Raw genomic sequence first — 18203 nt, 5'->3', positions numbered from 1 at the left:
GCTTCGCCCGCCGCCCGGTCAGCGGCGGCCGAACCCGCCGTGCCGGCCGTCCCCGTCGTGATCGTCACCGTCGTCCTCCCGTCCGTCGTGCCTGTCGTCGCCGTCGCCCCCGCCCGGTCCGTCATCGTCGTCGTCATGCCCTCCCGCGCCTGGCTGCACCTCCACGGCGTCGCAGTAGATCACCGGCCCAGGAGGCGCAGGGGACGGTGTGCTCCCCGGCCCCGGGGCCGGAGGACGCCCGTCGGCCGGGATGCCCTCGGTCTCCACGACCAGCAGACGCAGCGGTGCGCCCGGCCGTACCGGCGGCACGGGGACCTGGCCGGTGTAGAAGGGCCGGTGGGAGGACTCCGCGTCGATCGAGGTCAGGGTCGTGAGGGTGTCGTCGAGGGACACCCAGCCGAGGTCTTCGTCGGCGACGGTGTCGTGCCGGCGTTGCAGCACGGCGGTGATCTCGGGCGGCGGCGCCCCGGTGGGGTCCCAGGAGGGGCCGGTGACGCTCACCGTCAGCGGCCGGCCCGGCTTCACCGTCAGCTCCCGGTCGGGCAGGACGCGCACCAGGTCGGCGAGGACGACGGGGGAGATCTCGGCACCGGGGACCGATTCCGGCTGGTAGCGGACGAGAGCGAGCCGGACGAACGGCAGGCAGGCGTCCCCGGTGTCCAGTTCCAGGTCGCAGAACCAGCGCCCGCCCTCCTCCGCCGCGTCGAACCGCGGGGCGAAGCCCACGACCGTGACGGGCAGCGCGCCGGTCGGCGTGGCCAGGGACAACCTCGCGGGCGGCCCCGCGGCGTTGGTGAACATCTGCGCGGTCGGGGCGACGACGGGGGCCGAGCGGTGCAGGGGGTCGCGGCCCATCAGGGTGACCCAGGCGTCGCGGACGGAATCCGGGTCGCCGCCGGGCGGCTCGCCGAGGACCACGCCGAGCAGTTCCCCGTCACCAGAGGAGAACCACGGGCGCCCCAGATACACCCGGACACCGCCCCCGCGCCGACGTCTGACAAGGGCGCCGGACGGCCCGTCGTCCTGCTCCAGGGAGAGCGTGGGCATGCAGTACAGCGGTCGCGGTGCCGTGGGCCGCGCGCTGCTGAGCACCGAGTACTCCTGCGCCGCCCCCCGCACGGTGAGGTCGTCCCGGCCGGGGTCCGCGAACTGCGCGGGGAAGCAGTCACCGAACCCGCTGCCCGCCAGGGGCCGGTAGTGCACCGTGCGGTGCCGGGTGTCGCCGAACTCGTGCTTCTCGATGAGGGGCGGAGTCCCGTCGGCGACGGCCCTGTCCTCGGCCGCCCGGGTGCTGAAGGACAGGACACCGTGCTTGAGGAGCGCGGGTTCGGTGCCGGGCGTCCCGGTCCGGCTCGCCCGGGCCGTCAGCAGTCCGAACACCGGGGAGGTCATCGTGCGGCTGTCCCGGCCCGTCAAACCGGCGTCCGTCACCTCCGTCCACTCCGCGACCAGGTCGATCCGGCCCGTGCTGTCCTCGTCGAGCGCGATGGTGCCGGTGAGATGCTGGGCGGTCGCCTTCTCCGGACGCGGGGCCGGCTCCTGCGCCAGGTCCAGCACGGGTGTCCGCAGCGGCTTCTGCACGGCGTGGACGAGCGTCAGCTCCTGCCCGGGGGTGAACATCCAGTGCCCTCCGGCCGCGGCCAGCGCCAGCACCTCGTCGGCCGGCCGGGGCTCGGGACCGGATCCCGGCGCAGGCATCGGCATGTTCCTGCACCAGGCGGCCAGACCCATCACGTCCTCGTCCAGGTCGATCCCGGAGGACACCTGGACCACCGCCACGGTGCCCTTGGGCAGCAGGACCGTCAGCACCCTGGACGCGTCGTCGAAGCGGGGCGGCCCGCTGCCCTCGGCGAGCCTGAGCCGGAAGGACTCGGGGCGGTGCCAGACCGCACCGTTCCAGGGGACGAAGAACGGCCGGCCGGCGGGCATCCCGGGCAGCCCGTGGAAGACGGCGCCGGAGGACAGGGGGTCACGGAGGTAGGGCAGTTCGACCTGCTCCCCGGTGTGCACGGCGGTCACCGGCGGATGGAGGGGGTCCGCGCTCGGTGAGGTGATCGGCACGGTCCGCACGTCCGGCCCGGTCACGTCGCTCAGCGAGCCGCTCTCGCGCACGGCCAGGTCGTAGACCGCGTCCTGGACGCCGTGGTCGCTCGACCCGATGGCCTCGTCCAGCAGTCCGTGACGCTCCACGCACTCCAGCGACGCCTTCGGCGCCACCAGATGGCGTTCGTCGATTCCCTGGTACGGCGCGTGGCCCTGCGCGGTGACCAGCGGCGAACGGTCGAAGTCCGCGGCGTACTCCTCGGCCGTGGTGCCGTCCGCCGGTGGCGCACCGGTGCCGCAGTCGACGGTGAAGCCGTTCTTGCGGCCCAGCTCGGTGAGGGACTGGCAGCCCGGTCTGCCGTCCGCGTCGCTCCCGGAGAATCCCTGAGCCCGTTGCTCCTCGGCGTAGGCGGCCCGGGTCAGATCGCCGAAGAAGCCGTCGGCGCCGCCCGCAAGGGCGTGGCCCTCGGCGATGAGGGCCTGCTGGACGGTGCGGACGTCGTCGTTGGTCAGCCGCAACTGCACCCGGGAGAGCAGGACCGGTTGCGCGGCCGGCGGTGCGCCGGGGGTGCCGGCCGGCGGCGGCGTGGGGCCCGGGCTGCTCCGGATCACCATCCGGTAGGGCGAGGCGCCCTCCTGGAACGGCAGCCGGGGGACGACGGCCGGCGAGAGGACGGGCTCGAACCTCTGGAACCGCAGCGGTCCCGCGGCGGGGAGCGTCAGGTCCTCCGGGTCGGCCGGGGCCGGTTGCGGGGGGTCCGTCAGAGCCGTGGCCTGCGTGGCGTCGATGCCGTTGCCCGCCAGGTCGACGGTGCGCAGCCGTACCCGGTACCCGGTTCCGAAGCGCAGCCTGGGCAGGGACCCGGGCCGCGCCCTGATCGTGATCTCCAGCGGTACGCCCGGCCCGGCGTCGTTCTTGGGCGGCATGGGCGGCTTGGGGGGTTCGCCGGGCTCATCCGGTCCGGGGTCCAGCACCAGGCCGGGGCGGGGCGCGCCGAGTGCCCATCCGTCCCAGGTGGCGAGCTGTTCGGGCACGTAGAGCGTGGAGTCGTCGAGCGAGGAGACCAGGTGCTCCTGGAAGAAGCCCTCGTCCGACGCGGTGAACAGCAGCGGTCCGGAGCCCGGTGCGCGGTACTCCACGTCGCGCTCGTGCAGGGAGAACCAGGTGTGCCGCCGGTCGTCCCAGACGTCCATCCGGTGGCCGCGTACCACGTCCTCGGCGAAGAGTTCGGGGCCTGCCGCGTCGGCGTCCGGGGGCCGCCCGTCGGGCGGGGCGACTTCGGGGTTGTTCTTCGCGAGCACGGTGGCGAAGGCCTTGTGCTGCTCGCCCGCGCGGGCGAAGTCCCCGGTCAGGGCCGACAGGCGCTGGTTGCGGAACAGCGAGATCCCGGGCGCCCGCACCGGGCCCAGGCCGACGGAGTTCTCGGTGGCGGCCAGCATGCCGAGCGCGACGGAGTCGAAGTCGGTCTGCTCCAGGAGGTATCGGTTCTCTCCCGCTTCGTCCACCGCTCCCAGGGCTTCCAGGCCCCGGGAGGGAGGCGGCAGCGGATCACCGGGTGTGGCCGCCCTGGCCGCGGGGACGAAGACGTGCCGGTCCGGGAGGAAGACGTAGCGGGTGCGGGAGGAGACGTCGTGCGGGTCCGGTTGGGGTCCGGGCGGCCACAGGGGCACGACCGTGAGCAGCCGCTCGCCCGAGGAGACCGGGAGGCGGTCGGCGGGCAGCAGGAAGTCCAGGACGATCCCGAGCCGCCTGAGCAGGGCGGGGTGGTCGCCGAGATGGGTGAGCAGTTCGTGGAAGTCGGGCGGTTTCGCGGTCACCGGCTGCGGCGCGTCCCCGTCCGCACCGGCGGCGACCGTCTCCAGCGGCGTGTGCTGCGCCGTGTGCGAGTGGAACGAGGCCAGCGAGAAGAGCTGCGGCAGCGCGGGGGGCCGGGACGCGGCCGCCGTCCCGGACACCACGTCCTGCGGGCTTCTCGGGGCGGGGCTCTGGGCTTTCAGCGCTCCCCACGTCGGGGGCGGCCGGTCGGGCCACATCCGCCCCGCACCGGCGTAGGTCCGCTTCGTGAAGTCCCGCACCTCGGCGACCGAGTAGGTGCGCACGTCCCGTGAGCTGGTCTCCGGGGTGCTGAAGGTGTGCGGTTCCAGGCGCGTGCCGGCGGGGAAGACGCTCGCCCACAGCGCCGGATCGGGCGCCGGACCCTGCGGCCGCAGGCCGTCGGCGAAGACGGCGGTCGCGGACGGGGTGCCGCCCTCCGCAGCGAACCGGAAGGTCGCCCCGGCGATCTTCCCCGGCCAGTCGAGGAAGTCCTCGAACTGGCCCAGTGTGCCCTCCGCCGGGGGATCACCCGCGGGCGTCAGCCGGGGGGCGACGAAGACCGACACCCTGGCGCGGGTGCCGTCGTCGGACAGGCCCGCCGGCAGTACGGTCCAGTTGATGTGCTGGTCGATGGGCATGGTCGTCTCCCACCGGGCTCACCTGGCGTAGGCCTCGCAGTAGGCGCGCCAGTGCGGGTCCTTGGGCATGCAGAGGGCGAAGGAGGGGTCGGCGGGCGAGCCGGAGAAGGACCGCTCGAAGGGGATCGAGACGGACTTGCTGAAGAAGGCGATGCGCACGCTGACGGTGAGGCTGCCGCTGCCGCGGATCACCGTCCGGTCACGGTCCTTCGTGTAGCTGAGTTCCACGTAGAAGTCGACGGACACGGTCACGATGCCCAGTACGGAGAGGAAGCCGTGGAACCGCAGGTAGCCGCTCAACTGGACGCTCCGGGAGCCCACGACCTTGAAGCGGATGCCCGCCATGATGGTCACACCCCCGGCGGCGACGCCGACGTCGATCGCGGCGCCGCCGCCGAACTCCAGGGCGCCCTCGACCTCCCGCAGACCGTCCTTGACGTCGACGCACATGGAGAAGTAGCCGCCCCCGCCGAAGAGGGAGACCGTGACGTTGAAGGGGTGCTGCTGCTCGGAGACCGAGAAGCGGAAGGAGACGGGGGAGGAGTCGAGGGGGATCGTCAGTTCGGCCGTCAGGGTGAGGTTCGTCAGGGTGAGGACGCCCAGGGCGATGGAGGGGAGTGCCAGTCTGTAGCCGGCGACGATGCCGGCGGGCCGGACGTCGACGTAGGCACCGGGGCCGATGACGTCCGAGGGCAGCGCGCTGCGGAGGGTGTTGACGAACTCCAGGTCGTTCTGGAACCTCACTGCCAGGCCGGAGGCCGTGACGTCGGGTTTCCGGCCCGGGCCGGTGCGGAACCTCAGGTCCGCCACGTTCACCCGGATGTCACCGAAGTCCAGGGCGAAGTCGGTCAGTTCGCCCGCCACGGTGGCGTTGTCGACGGCGTCCTTCGAACGGGTGGTCCTGGCGTCCAGGGTGAGCGTGGCATCGGTCACGTCGAGGAAATGTGTCGGGTCGTCCTCCGCGGCGGAACCGGGCTTCGTCAGTTTCGTCTTCCACACGTAGCGCAGTTCCTTGCCCTGGCCGTCCGCCAGGTCGCGGATGCGCAGCACCGGCGCCGGAAGCATCCGCTGCGAGTCCTTCAGGATGGCGTCGATCTGGTCGTCACCCAGCTGCCGGAGCTGTCCGAGGTCCTCCTTGACGATGTTGCTCACGACCTTGGGGAGGTCGATCAGACCGAGCAGCTTGGCCCCGCCGAAGGCCGTCTGTATGAGCTGGCGCGGATCGGTGGTGCCCGCCGCGAAGACGTCCGGGACCACCCCTGCCTGACTGGTGATGAGTTGCAGTGCGGCCCGGGGACTGGCGAGTCCGCCGGCCTTCTCCGCTGCCAGGGTGAGGGGGAGGGCTTCCGCGAGCTTGAGATAGGCCCCGGCGGGGTGGCTCTCCATGCCCTGCAGCAGGTAGGTGGTGTCGAACGTCACCGTGAGCGCTTCGGCCTTCGGCAGGAACTGTTCGACCGCGGGCACCCGCACCTTTCCGGCGGAGACATAGGGCAGACCGACCGCGGGGACCTCCCGGCCCTCGGCGTCCGTGGTTCCCAGGCCGAAGGTCAGGGTCTCGACCGCGTGGGCGGTGCTGCCGGGCGCCTCGGCCGGGGGCTGGGCCATGGCCATCGTCTGCCCGTGCAGCTCCCGCACCCGGCGGTTGGGGACGGCATCGGGGCGCGGGTCCGGCTGACGGTAGACGCCGTCGAAGTTCGCGTCGGGATCGGGGAGCCCGTCGGGCACGAAGACCAGGGGCATGGTGAAACTGACGTTCCGGCCTTCGCTGTCCGTCCCTATCAGGGTGAACTCGTGATCGACGTCGGTGTTGCGGAGGACCACCCAGAAGGCGGTGAGGTCCTTGAGGGGCTTGTTCTTCTCCTCCTGCGAGGGGGGCACCGGCGGCTTGATGGGCGGGGTGGTGCGGTCCGTGATCCGCAGCGTGCGGAAGGGCATCTCACGGCCCCCGTGCGTGTAGCCGCTCTGTTCGTAACGGACCTCCGGCTCCTTGACGATGATGCGGTCCTCGCGTCGCAGGAAGGCGACGATGCCGCCGTCGGGGTGGGCGGCGAACACCCGCTTGAACTCCTTGACGTGCGAGGCCTCGTGGCCGGTGCTCAACCGGCCGTGCCGTACCACACGTACGAACTGGTCGCGTCCCAGGCCCGTGACGTGGTCGTACGCCTCCAGCCCCCCGCTCGCCGCCGCCGGCGGCCAGGTGCCGTGGAGATGGGCGGAGGCACCCAGGGGGGTGATGATGAACTGGTCCGACCGCAGCGGTGCGCTGGGGATCTCGGGGGGCGGGCCGCCGGGGACGGCCTGTTCGTTCCGGCTGGTGAGGGTGACGATGTCCGCCAGGTCCTCGGCCGTGAGCGGACTGCCGGCGGGCAGGTCACCCCGGTCCCCGGCCGCGGCGAAGGCGCGGAGCAGAACCGGGCCGTCCTGGGTGCCGTGCAGCCGGGCGTGCCACAGGGCGGTGCGCCCGTCCGCCTGCTCGGGGCCGGTCCGGCCCACCCAGTCGACCGGCTCGTCGTACGTGATCAGCAACCGGGTGGGAAACTCGATGACGCTTCTGGGCAGGCCCTGGAAGAGAGCCGGCCCGCCGGGGTCCGGCTGCGTCTGACCGACCGGTACGGTCATCGGCACCAGGCGCGACCAGTCGAGGAGCGACTCCAACGACAGCTCCAGGCCCTCCAGGGTGGCCGGGACCGAGAAGGACAACGTGCTCGTCCAGGCGGTCACCGCTGACACGGTGCCGGCGGCGGGCAGCTGCTCGAAGGCCGGTTCCAGCACATGCTGGGGCGGCAGCGTGACGACCACGAGCGTGGGAGCGGCCGGGTCCGTCCGCACCAGGCGGTGGCCGTCGAAGCGCAGGTTGACCAGGGATATGCCGAGGACGAGCATGTCCGACGGCCGCACCACGCGGAACGGACCCGCGACGACGTCGTCGTCCGGCGGGCAGGAGTCCGGAGGGCCGCCGGGGCGGGGGCCGTCGCACCGCGACGGCCGGCCCCTGCCGGGGGGCCCGTGCCCGCCGAAGTCACCGTCGTGGTCGTCACCGGGGCCGTCGAAGCGGCCGTCGCCAGGATGGTGTCGCAGATCTTTCCACAGCCCCGGAGAGCCAGGGCGGCGGGCGATGCCGAATGACATGGGAAACGCCTCATCCGAGGAGCGTCGTGGCGTGGCATGAAACCACCGACCTCTCCTCCATGTTCACCCTCATGGTGGTGCCACGCCACCGGGCGGGGCGCGCGGTTCAGCCGCGGCGCGCGGCCATTTCGTATACGCCTCAACCGATTTGGGGCCGACGGCAGCTCGCGGGCGCATCGTCGCCCACCGGAAGGGGCTCCGCTCATCCCGGCGGAAGCCCGGCTCACCCGGCGGGAGTCCGGCTCACCCGGCGGGAGTCCGGTTCGTCCCTTCGGGTGGGCGGACCGGCCGATGCGCCCGAAGCAGCCCTCCTCGCACCGCCGTTGCACCCCGTGCGGGGCGGGGATAGCGTCGACTACGTCCGGCCCCCCGCCACCCCGAAATCCGTACACGTCGTCGGGAGCCGCCATGACCATGCTGCTCATCAACGGATCGTTCCAGGTGGAAGGCACGCAGCCGGACGGTGACACCGTCCACTTCACCCCTGCCGACCCGAACACGTGGGAACTCCTCGGCACGCGCGGTCACGCCGTCAAGCACGATGCGCTCGGACGTGCCACGCTCCGCCTGGACGCGATCGACGCGCTGGAGACCCACTACGGTGCGAACCGCGTGCACCAGCCCCTGCGGTTCGCGCACGCGGCGCGCGACGAACTGCTCGGCTGGCTGGGCTTCGAGAACGTCCGGCAGGGCCCGGACGAGACCGTGACCGCCACGACACCGGCCACCGTCCCCGGCTCCGTCCTGACCAGCGGGGCCGACGTCCACGGACGGTGCGTCTCCCTGGTGGGCCGCGGTGCTTGCGAAGGCCCGGGCGGAGTGGAGGCCGACGTCGACGCCGCCCTGCTCAGGACGACGGCCAACCACCACCTGCTCACGGCGGGCCTCGTCTACCCCACCTTCTACCGCAGTCTGCTCCCGAGCCTGCGCGAGGAGCTGACCGCCGCCGCCCGGCAGGCGCGGACGGCACCGGGCCAGGGGCTGTGGCCCGGCGACGTGACGACGGCCGGGGCGAAGGTGACGGCACTCTCCTCGCTCACCGACGACGTCGTGATCCTCCCCAAGCTGTTCCGCCGCCTCGTCGACTTCCTCCAGCTCGGCACCCCCTCCCTGACCTGCTTCCCGGCCTACCTCGCCGGAGTGCGGGACCACTTCACCATCTTGTCCACCGGCCGGCGCTGCACGGGCCTGCACGCCGTCGTCGAGGTCACCGACGGCCGGACGGTGCGGATGACGCAGCCGCCCGAGGACCTCGTCTTCGACGAGGCGTGATGAGACGAGGCGTGATGAGACGAGGCGTGAGGAGACGAGGCGTGACGGCGTGACGAGGGGCGGTCACTGAGGCGGGAACGTCACCCTCACCGGGGTCCCTCTGGGCACCGCCGTCCCCTTCGGCGGGTCCTGACGGGATATGGCGGCCGGCGCCGCCGAGGGGCCGGAGTCCGGTGCCAGCTCCAGCCTGAGCGTGGTCGTGCCCAGTCTGGCCGCAGCCTCGTCCATGGTGCAGTGGATCAGGTCGGGGACCGTTTCCTGGCCGCCGAACGCGGCGCTGAGCACATCCCTGCGGGCATCGGCGGCGACCTTGCCCGAGAAGTAGAAGGCGACCGTCGACCCGACAGCCGCGGCGAGCGCCCCGATCAGCGTGCTCCGCAGGTTGGTGTCACGGACCGCGAAGGCCACCGCGCAGAACGCCACGAGGCCGGTGACGAGTGCCAGGGCGATCCAACTGCGGACGATGCTGCTGTCCGAGGACGCCGAACGGCCCGGGACGAAGCGCCGGGCGGCGACCAGGACGACCCCGATGGCCACGATCGCGACCAGGATGATCACCAGGAGCACCTGGACGTGCCCCCAGGAGATTTCCGCCGGAACGTTCGGCTGAGGCTGGATGACTCCCATGGCGGGGCCCCTCGCTGGTCACCGGCCCCCTGCCGCGTCCTGGTGGTCACGGCACCGCGCGGGCGCGGCCGCCGGCCGGTGACGAGCCGGCCCCACCGCCCTCCCCGACTTCGAGTCTCGCCCCCGCTCCGCGCGGGACGCAAACGCGCCCGTTCCTCCTCGACCGGTGTGCGGACCGGGCGAGTTGAGGGGTCCGCCCCGCCCGCCCCCGGCCTGGCGGTGATCACGCGGGTGCTGTTCAGCGCAGTTGCACGGCCCGGTGGCACCGACCCAGACTGGTGAGGAGAGGCTTCGCCTTCACGGGGCGCGCTCGACCGGACCAGGTGAGCGGACGATCAAGGTGGTTTCCCCTTCTGAACTGCGGTTGCTCGGCCAGTTCCGGCTGGAACGCGACGCCGGGCCCGTCGAACTGTGCCGCAACGGGCAGCGCCTGCTGGCCTTCGTCGTCCTGCGGCGGCGCGTGCCGCGTACGGTCCTGGCCGGGACGCTGTGGCCCGAGGTCACCGAGGAGCGGGCCAGAGGCAGCCTGCGCACCACCCTGTGGAAACTGCCGCGCGGCGATCAGCCGTTGATCAGGTGCTCCGGTGACGCGCTCGTGGCCGCCCCCGGCCTGCACGTCGATGTGCACGCCTTCACCGAGACGGCGCTCCGTGTCGTCCAGGACTGTGGTCCGCCGCCCGCCGCGGGCCGAGCGCCTTGCCCGCTCCCGCGGGAACTTTGCGGCGGAGAGGACCTGCTGCCGGGCTGGGACGAGGAGTGGGTACTGCTGGAGCGCGAACGCCTGCGGCAGTTGCGCCTGCACGCCCTCGACGCGCTGGCCGAGGCGCTCGTACGCGAGGGCAGACCGGCGCTCGCGCTGGAGGCGGCGTGGGAGAGCCTGCGCGCCGAGCCGTTGCGGGAGAGCGCGCACCGGGCCGCCGTCTCCGCGCACCTGGCGGAGGGCAACGTCAGTGAGGCGGTCCACCACTACCGTTCCTTCCGGCGGTTGCTGCACGCGGAACTGGGCGTCGAACCCTCCGCCCGGTTCACCCGGCTGCTCGCCCGTGGCGGGGTGACGGTCCCCGTGGCGGGGTGACACCGGAGTGACGCCGGGATGACGGCAGGTCCGTAGACTCGACGAGCCGCAACGGGAGGCTGAGGAAACCCCACTCGGCCGGCGTCGCCGTCGGCCCTGCGGGCGTTCGCTCCCGGAAGGCGCTGAACGGTGACCCGGGAGGACCGCATGGCACCGACCCAGAAGCTGCCGATCGTCTACGTCCGGGGATACGCGGGCGGGACCGCCGGCATCGACAAGGCGGTCACTGACCCCTTCTACGGCTTCAACCTGGGCTCCACGCACATCCGTATCGGCCCGGACGACGAGCCGTGCTTCTACCAGTTCGAGAGCCCCCTGCTGCGCCTGCACCTGGACGAGGGCTACCACATCCTGGTCGACGGCGGCCAGGAACTCTACCTCGCCACCCATGACACGATCCCGCCGGACAGCATCTGGATCCACCGCTTCTACGACACCGCCGCGACCACCTGGGACGGCACCCCGCACGAGTTCCGGATGGAGACGGCCGCGCAGGATCTGCACCGGCTGATCGAGACGATCAGGGACAAGTCCGGGGCACCCCGCGTGCACCTGGTGGCCCACTCCATGGGGGGCCTGGTGTGCCGTTGCCTCATCCAGAAGGTCCTCCCCGATCTCGGTCTCGATCCGGCCGACCACGTCGGCAAGCTCTTCACCTACGGCACGCCGCACGGCGGCATCGCCTTCGACGTCGGCTTCGGCGTGCTGGAGAAGCTGCGCGACCTCACCGGCGTCAACGGCGCGGACGTCTTCGGCCCGGAACGGATGTACGCGTATCTGACCCCGGCGAAGCTGACCGACCCCGACGGCCCTCCGCAGGGATGGGACAGCCGCGCCATGCCGGACGACGGGCCGTCCGCCTTCCCCCACGACCGCGTCTTCTGCCTGATCGGCACCGACCCGACCGACTACGACGTCGCCCACGGCCTCTCGGCCGCCGGCGTGGGGCCCCGCAGCGACGGTCTGGTGCGGACCGACGACGCCTGCGTCCCCGGCGCCCACCAGGCGTACGTGCACCGCAGCCACAGCGGGAGCTACGGCCTCGTCAACTCCGAGGAGGGGTACCAGAATCTGCGCCGCTTCCTGTTCGGGGACCGCCGGGTGGAGGCCGGACTCGTCGGCGTCCGCCTGGCCCAGCCGGCCGGCACGGTCTGGCAGGCCGAGGTCCGGCTGTCGGTGCGGGGCCTGCAGATCGTCACGCACGAACGCACCAGCGCCCACTGGTGCCCCATCCAGCTCGGCGACGGCGCGCGGGGCGCCGCCGGCGCGTCACCGCAGGCCGGCACGGGTGCCGGCGACGCGGACGGGGCGACCGTCCCGCTGGTGAGCACTTTCCTGTGCAGCGGTCTCAGGGCGGACGACTCCTGCGCCCTGCGCTACGCGCTGCATCTGCGGCTCCTGTCGCTGCACCGGTGCGAGGGGGTGCTGAGCTTCCGGGACCACCTGGAACAGTCCGCCGACTTCGACGACACCCTGGTCATCGACGTCGGTGCCGATCCGGCCTGCGACGTGCCCGCGCTCTCGGCCACCTGGAACTCCGCCATCCAGGGCCCGATCAGCGCCTACCGGCCCGAAGGCCGTTTCCTCGGCGACGAGAACCCCGCTCCCGGCGTCTGGGTGAGCCACATCGCGCTGCCCGCCACCGCCGCCCCCATCCTCGGCGAGGACGCGCGGATCCGGCTCACCGTGGCTCCCTGGGGCTGAGGCGGCCGGCGTGTGGCCGTTCCCGGCCGGCCGGAGTTCCGGGTGGTCCCCATGGACGCCGACGCGCGAGGCACGGCCCGTCCGCCCGTCACCCGCGAACGCCGTCCCGCCCCTCGGAGAGCGGCGGGAGCCGGGGCCGCGGAAGCACCACGCGCGTGCCTCCGGACGTGGGAATTCCCGGCGGCTCGGCGCGGCCGTCGGCGGCCGCGCGGCAAAGGTGGTGTGCTGGTCACCGCGCAAGATCGTCCGGCCGGGCACGCACTCGGTGCTGACCGCCGGCCCGAGCCGGTCCTCAGCGCCGGCACGGCCCTGACACCGCGGACGGCCGGTGGCCCCCAGGAGGTGATCAAGTGAGGACTTCCCCCAGGCATCAGCCCCGCTCGCACCTGAAAGTGCGGCGCCCCCCGCCGAGAACCCCGCGGTCCCGTGTGGCGATGGCGGTGATCCTTCTGGTCCTCCTCACGACGACACTGGTCATGGGGTGGTTCGGCCTCGAGGACTTCGTCCACGCCCTGACCTTCCCGGGGCGTCTCACGGGCGCCGTCCTCATCGCGGTCGCCTTCACCACGTTCCTGGGCGCCGCCGCCGTCGTGGACCACTGGTGGTGGCGCAGTTTCCCCTACTCCGGCATGGTCGCGCTGATCGGCGCGTTCGCCGCCCTGCTGACCAACGCCCTGCTCGTGATCGAGACGGCCAGGGGCGACTCCGCGGTCTACCTGGCGCTGTTCACCGCGCTCACGGCGGGCGCGGCATGGGCCGTCTTCGCGGTGTGGCGGACAGCGGTCACGATCCCCGCTCCCAAGCGGGTGGCCGCGGCGATCGTCGTCTCCTCGGCCATCGCCGTCGCCAATTTCGGCTACCAGAACCTTTATCAGCCCTACCAGCGTGAGACCAGGCCGCTCATCGGACTGTCCCTGGGGAATCCTGTGCTGAGTCAGAACCGGAAGGAATTCGCCATCCCCGTCGACATCACCCTGGAGAACCACGGTGACGTCGGCTTCTACGTGCTCGGCACGGAATTCCACGCCATGGGGGAACGGGTGCCCCTGAGCGCGAAGGACCGGCTCCGCCGGCAATGGCGGACCGACGCGGAGCAGTGGAGCAAATCCCAGGAAGTGAATCCGCTCTCCCGCAGGGAGATCCATCAGCCCGGCGAGTTGGTCGAGGCCCGGCCCTGGATGCCCTACGGGCAGTGGATCGAGTCGAGCGACACGTTCGCCACCCGAGTGGTGGTGCAACTGCCCGTCGACACCCCGTACGACCAGCTGGCGTTCTACGCCACCGCGAGCCTCGCCCGCAAGGACCGGCTCGCCCTGGAGCCGCCGCTCGAGTTCAAGGCGTACTCCTGGAACGGGAAGGGGGTCCCCGCCTGGGTGAAGCAGCAGCAGAAGCAGGGCCTGGACTCCATCATCTACCGCGCCAGGGTGCACGAGAACAACGCGATCGACGAGCGCACCCGCGACCCCCGGTACGTGACCGTCTACTGGAGGTTCGGCACGCACGGCGCGAACGTGGCGACGAACGTCGCACGCAGGCGTGATGAGGAGCGCATCCCCACCGGAGCGGAGCAGCGCGAGCTGGTGAGCCGCTACGGCCTCGTCGACGTCCTCACGGGCCCGATCGAACGGTCCCTGTGGGACATCAAGAGCCGGCGTTGACGGGCCGGGCCTCGCCGAAGCCGCCGGTGCGCCCTTCCAGACGCTCCAGCCAGGCCACCAGCGCCAGCGAACTGTTCACCCGGTCCCAGGAGTGCGCGTCTCCGAGTCCGAACCGGGCCTCCCGCACCGCCCGGCACAGCAACGGGACGTCGAACATCTCCGCGACCAGCGGATGCCGGGCGGTGCGGCACAGGTCGATGAGCGCACCGCCGTGAGTCCGCAGACCGCGGGCGTAGAGACCGTCGAAGGGGACCTTGGCCGTCCTGCGGCTGATCCGGGCCGGCAGCAGATCCGCCATCGCCTCGCGCAGCACCGCCTTCGGACGGCCGGGATCGAACACGTCCTCGGCGGGGAGGCGGCGCATCGTGGCGACGACCTCCGGGTCGAGGAAGGGGTGCGAAAGGAAGAACCCGTCCTCTCGCGCGCGCTGCCAGGACAGCAGATCCGGAGCGGCGAGGTAGTTGGCCGCTTCGTAGAGCGAGCGCTCCGGCCTGCGCCCGTACATGAAGCGGCTCTCCGCGATGCTGGCCTCCCGGTAGCCGTGCGCCCGCGCGAACGCGGTCCGCAGCCAGGGGGGACGGCTGAAGGAGCCGAGGCCGCCGAGCACGGTTCCGCCGCGGACGAGGGCCCCCGCCCGTTCGGCGGCCAGCGGAAGGGCCGGCCGTACGACGTAGGCGTGGACGGTCTCCCGCAGCCCCCGCTCGCCGCCCTCGGCCCAGGAGCGTGCCTGCCTGGCCAGCTCCCGCAACCGCCCCGTGCGGGCGAGCCGGTGCAGGTGGAACGGGTTGGCGTCCACGACCGGGTCGGCGCCGCAGCCGGTCAGGACGGTGTCGCAGCCCAGTTCGGCGGCGGCGGTGTGGAGCCTGGCCCAGAACGGGGCGCGGAAGGCGTGCGCGTGTGGCTCGTCCGCGTCTCCCGCGTGGTGCTCGAAGTCGTCGAAGTCGGCGACACCGTCGGCGTCGACGATCACCGGGCGGGCCGCGGGAGCCAGACGGCGGATCTGCTCCACCGCCGCGTCGAGGTACGGCTGCTCCCCGGCCAGCTCACCCTCGGTGAAGCGTCCGGCGAGCAGCAGGAGGTTCCCGGTACCGCTCCCTTCCCCGGCCAGCAGGTGTGCCGCGAGCAACGCCACGCTGGTGGAGTCGAGGCCGCCGGAGACATGGCACGCCGTCATGGTGCCCAGGCGGCGCCGGACGGCCTCCTCCAGCACCCGGCGCAGCTCCTTCGCCGCCCCCTGGCGGTGGGGCCCGTCGGCTGCCGGCACGGGCGTGTCGTGGGCCCGGCGGACGCGTCGTGGCCCCCGGCCGCGCATTCGCCCGGTGACCGAGAGCTCCAGCACCTCACCGCCGAGGACACGGTGGACCCCCGCGAAGGGAGTGAGGTCCGCGTGCGGTTGCGCCATGTTGCCGGTGAGATACCGGCAGAAGTAGCGGGGTTCGAGCGCCGAGCCGCTCCCCAGCCCGCGCACAGAGGTGCTCACGGCGCTCACGCGGCCACCCGACTCGCGGAAGAACAGCGGCACGCGTGCCTGCTCGTCGCGGATCACCAGGACGCGGTCGCGGTACACCACAACGGCCGCGTAGTCGCCGGCCGGCAGCGGCGCGGAGGCTCCCCGCCGGCCGAGGCCGTCCAGGAGACGGCGGGCGCCCGCCACCCGGTCCCGGGCCGGGCCGACGAAGCCGACGACGGCCGCGGTGCCCTCCGGCGAGGAGACCGTCGTCACGAGTCCCCCGCGCTCCATCGCCCCGGCGGTCCAGAGCTTCGGCGCACCGTCGGCCCACTCGAGGCGGAGCGCATCCATGTCACGGACCTCCGCGGCCGATCGACAGCACGGGGGTGAACGCGTGTCCGCGCGGGTCGGCGTCCGGGATGCACAGACCGGCCGAGGAGACCCAGGTGTGCATGGCGAAGGGGTGTTCGCGTACACCCACGTGCAGGACGGCCTCCCAGCCGCGCCGCCGCAGCAGCACGAACGCCGTCACGGCCTCGGACTTGCAGTCACCGTTGACCAGCCAGCTCCCGCGGCTCTGCGACTGCACCGCTCGTTTGAGCCGTCCCACCTGCTCCGCCGGGGGACCGTCCGTACGGGCGTAGTCCGGGGCGGCCACCGGCAGCAGTCGCAGCACCCGTCCGAATCCCATGGTCCGGATCAGCAGGTGGGTACCGTGCAACCAGAGCCGGACGCCGGCGTCCGTGTGCTCCCGTCGGCGCTCCGTGGCGCAGCCGGCCCGGACGAGACCGGTGACGACTTCGGCGCGTTCCTGGGCGTTCCCCTCGGTGAGCACGCACATGTCCGTCGGTGTCATCCCGAGGAAGCGTGTCCGCTTCCAGTCCGCGATCAGCGCTCCACCGGACAGCCGGGTCACGCGGCAGTGCGGCGCAAGGATCTTCTCCAGGGCTGCCAGGGCATCGGCCTCGTCCGCCACCGCGCCTCCTCCCGGGTCCGGTGGGGAACGGTGTCAGGACTGGTATCCGTGACCGTCGTAGAAACCGCCGCTGAAGCCCCGGATCGAACGGCCGGTACCGAGAAGAACGAGGCGACGAGGCGTACGGATCCGCAGCAATCGGAGAAACATGGTCTACCTCCGAAATAGGGCAGGATCTGCCAACTCCAGGCTACCGGGCCCCGAATGCTCCGCAACCGGGCCGCACGTCCCGCACGGCGTGCCCGCGTGACTCCTTGCCGGGTGCCTGGGTGTCTGGGTGTCCGCGTGTCGGACGGGGACGGCCGCTTGGTTCCGTCACCGGCTCACGAGCGCGCCTCCGGCCCGGACCCGCACGCTCATCCACCTCGGCCGGAGGCCGCGGCCAGGCCGGCCCGGCCTGGCCGCCCGGTCCGCCGGGACACCGCCGCCAGACGCCTCACCACCGGCTTGCTGCGCGGGTGCACGAGCCACCGCGTCCTGCCCCGGCCGAAGATCTCCGCGTCCCGCACCGAGAACCCGGCACCGCTCAGCCGACACCGCCGCGTCGCCCCGTAGGACGCGGGGCCGGTGTCCGACGGCCGGGCCGGCCCTGTGCCCTACCGCCGCGCGTGGCGGACGTCCGCGGGGCCGGGGAAGGGGCCATGATGGGGACACGGAAGCGGTGCGAGGAGAGTGCGGTGTGGGCGGGTTGGGCTCCGGCGGTGCGACGCACGGCAAGTCCCGGTTCGACGACGTGTACATCCAGCCGGACCCCCGTGCCTACTTCACGCGGCTGGCCCCGCTGGACTACGAGATCCCGCACCACGCCCAGCCGGTGTTCCGGCGGCTGGCCGCGGAGCGGGCGGCGCACGGTGACGGGCGCCCCGGCGGCCCGGTGGTGCTTGACCTGTGCTGTTCCTACGGCATCAACGCCGCCCTGCTCAATCACGAGGTGACGCTCGCGGAGCTGTACGAGCGGTACATGTCCGACACCGCCCGGCGGATGACGTCGGCGCAACTGGCCGCGTGGGACCGTGAGTTCTATGCGGAGCGGCGGCGGCCGGACGCGTTGCCGGTGTACGGCCTGGACATCGCCGCCCCGGCGGTGCGCTATGCCCGGGAAGCCGGTCTGCTGGAAGCCGGTTTCACCGACGACCTGGAACGGGTGCCGCCCGGGCCGGCCCTGCGCGGCGCCCTGGCCGAGGTCGGGCTGATCACGCTGACGGGCGGCGGCAGTTACATCACCGAGCGGACGTTCGCCGCGCTGCTCGACGGAGTCCGGCGTCCCGTGTGGGTGAGCGCGTTCGTGCTGCGGACCGTCTCGTACGAGCCTGTCGTGCGGACGCTGGCCGCACACGGACTGCACACCACGGTGGATGGGTCCCGGACCTACCCGCAACGGCGGTTCACGGACGAACGGGAGCGGCAGCACGCGATCGAGGCGGTGCGGGCCCTCGGCGGTGACCCGTCGGGGCGGGAGGAGGAGGGCCGCTACCACAGCGTGCTCTACACCTCCCGGCCCGGACCGGCGCGGTAGTCGACGTCCCCTGAGCCTTCCAGCGGCTCCGTCTCCTGCCGGTGGGCGGCCGGGCGGCGCGGTCGCGGCCGGGGACCGGGGCGCGCTCGGCCGGTCGCGCGCCGGCCGGGGCCGCCGCGCCGCTGTCACCGCGGCGGAGCCGGAACGGAAGCCGCCGACGCCCCCACCGGATTCAGGAGCCCCGTTGCCAGCGGCTTGTCAGTGGCCCGCGGCATCGTGCGGGGCACGCCATGTGAGGCCTGCCCGACAAGGGCTCGGCCGTCCTCGACGAAGGGGTGCTCGGCGCACGGGCCGGTCAC

Annotated in this window: 10 protein-coding genes; 5 read left to right on the top strand and 5 right to left on the bottom strand. The window is 72.7% G+C overall.

Annotated elements, in window-relative coordinates; all coding sequences use genetic code 11:
- Nucleotides 1–18 precede the first annotated feature (18 nt).
- Entirely contained in the window at nucleotides 19–4497 is a 4479-nt protein-coding gene (locus IG64_RS02880) for a peptidoglycan-binding domain-containing protein (protein ID WP_037851496.1), read from the bottom strand.
- 18 nt (nucleotides 4498–4515) lie between these two features.
- Entirely contained in the window at nucleotides 4516–7626 is a 3111-nt protein-coding gene (locus IG64_RS37420) for a hypothetical protein (protein WP_051812299.1), read from the bottom strand.
- A gap of 408 nt (nucleotides 7627–8034) precedes the next feature.
- Between IG64_RS37420 and IG64_RS02870 the strand changes: the two genes are divergently transcribed.
- Nucleotides 8035–8898 (top strand): hypothetical protein, encoded by an 864-nt coding sequence (locus IG64_RS02870; RefSeq protein ID WP_037851494.1) that lies wholly within the window; start codon nucleotides 8035–8037, stop codon nucleotides 8896–8898.
- A 63-nt stretch (nucleotides 8899–8961) separates the two neighbouring features.
- On the opposite strand, the gene IG64_RS02865 is transcribed toward IG64_RS02870, so the two are convergent.
- Nucleotides 8962–9525, bottom strand: a complete 564-nt coding sequence (locus tag IG64_RS02865) for a PASTA domain-containing protein (RefSeq protein ID WP_078883744.1) — start codon at nucleotides 9523–9525, stop codon at nucleotides 8962–8964.
- Between the two features lie 334 nt (nucleotides 9526–9859).
- Here IG64_RS02865 and IG64_RS02860 point away from each other — a divergent pair, with 334 nt between their 5' ends.
- From IG64_RS02860 to IG64_RS02850, 3 genes are all read left to right on the top strand, one after another.
- On the top strand, nucleotides 9860–10600 hold the full coding sequence (locus IG64_RS02860; protein ID WP_037851672.1) for an AfsR/SARP family transcriptional regulator: 741 nt from the start codon (nucleotides 9860–9862) through the stop codon (nucleotides 10598–10600).
- Between the two features lie 147 nt (nucleotides 10601–10747).
- A complete protein-coding gene (locus IG64_RS02855) occupies nucleotides 10748–12304 on the top strand; it encodes an esterase/lipase family protein (RefSeq protein WP_037851670.1) in 1557 nt (518 codons plus the stop codon).
- 434 nt (nucleotides 12305–12738) lie between these two features.
- A complete protein-coding gene (locus IG64_RS02850; protein WP_037851489.1) occupies nucleotides 12739–13962 on the top strand; it encodes a hypothetical protein in 1224 nt (407 codons plus the stop codon).
- Here the strand turns inward: IG64_RS02850 and IG64_RS02845 are convergent.
- Both IG64_RS02845 and IG64_RS40045 read right to left on the bottom strand, forming a co-directional pair.
- On the bottom strand, nucleotides 13946–15763 hold the full coding sequence (locus IG64_RS02845; protein ID WP_051812298.1) for an asparagine synthase-related protein: 1818 nt from the start codon (nucleotides 15761–15763) through the stop codon (nucleotides 13946–13948). The genes IG64_RS02850 and IG64_RS02845 overlap by 17 nt on opposite strands.
- 1 nt (nucleotide 15764) lies before the next feature.
- Nucleotides 15765–16388, bottom strand: a complete 624-nt coding sequence (locus tag IG64_RS40045; protein ID WP_107474130.1) for a lasso peptide biosynthesis B2 protein — start codon at nucleotides 16386–16388, stop codon at nucleotides 15765–15767.
- 679 nt (nucleotides 16389–17067) lie between these two features.
- On the opposite strand from IG64_RS40045, the gene IG64_RS02835 reads away from it, so the two are divergent.
- Nucleotides 17068–17904, top strand: coding sequence for a hypothetical protein (locus IG64_RS02835; RefSeq protein WP_037851487.1), 837 nt, complete (start codon nucleotides 17068–17070; stop codon nucleotides 17902–17904).
- Nucleotides 17905–18203: the final 299 nt, after the last annotated feature.

This window comes from Streptomyces sp. NRRL S-340, assembly GCF_000720185.1.
GTDB lineage: Bacteria > Actinomycetota > Actinomycetes > Streptomycetales > Streptomycetaceae > Streptomyces.
The sequence above is the reverse complement of the archived record's forward strand: the minus strand, read 5'-3'. Positions and strand labels throughout refer to the sequence as shown.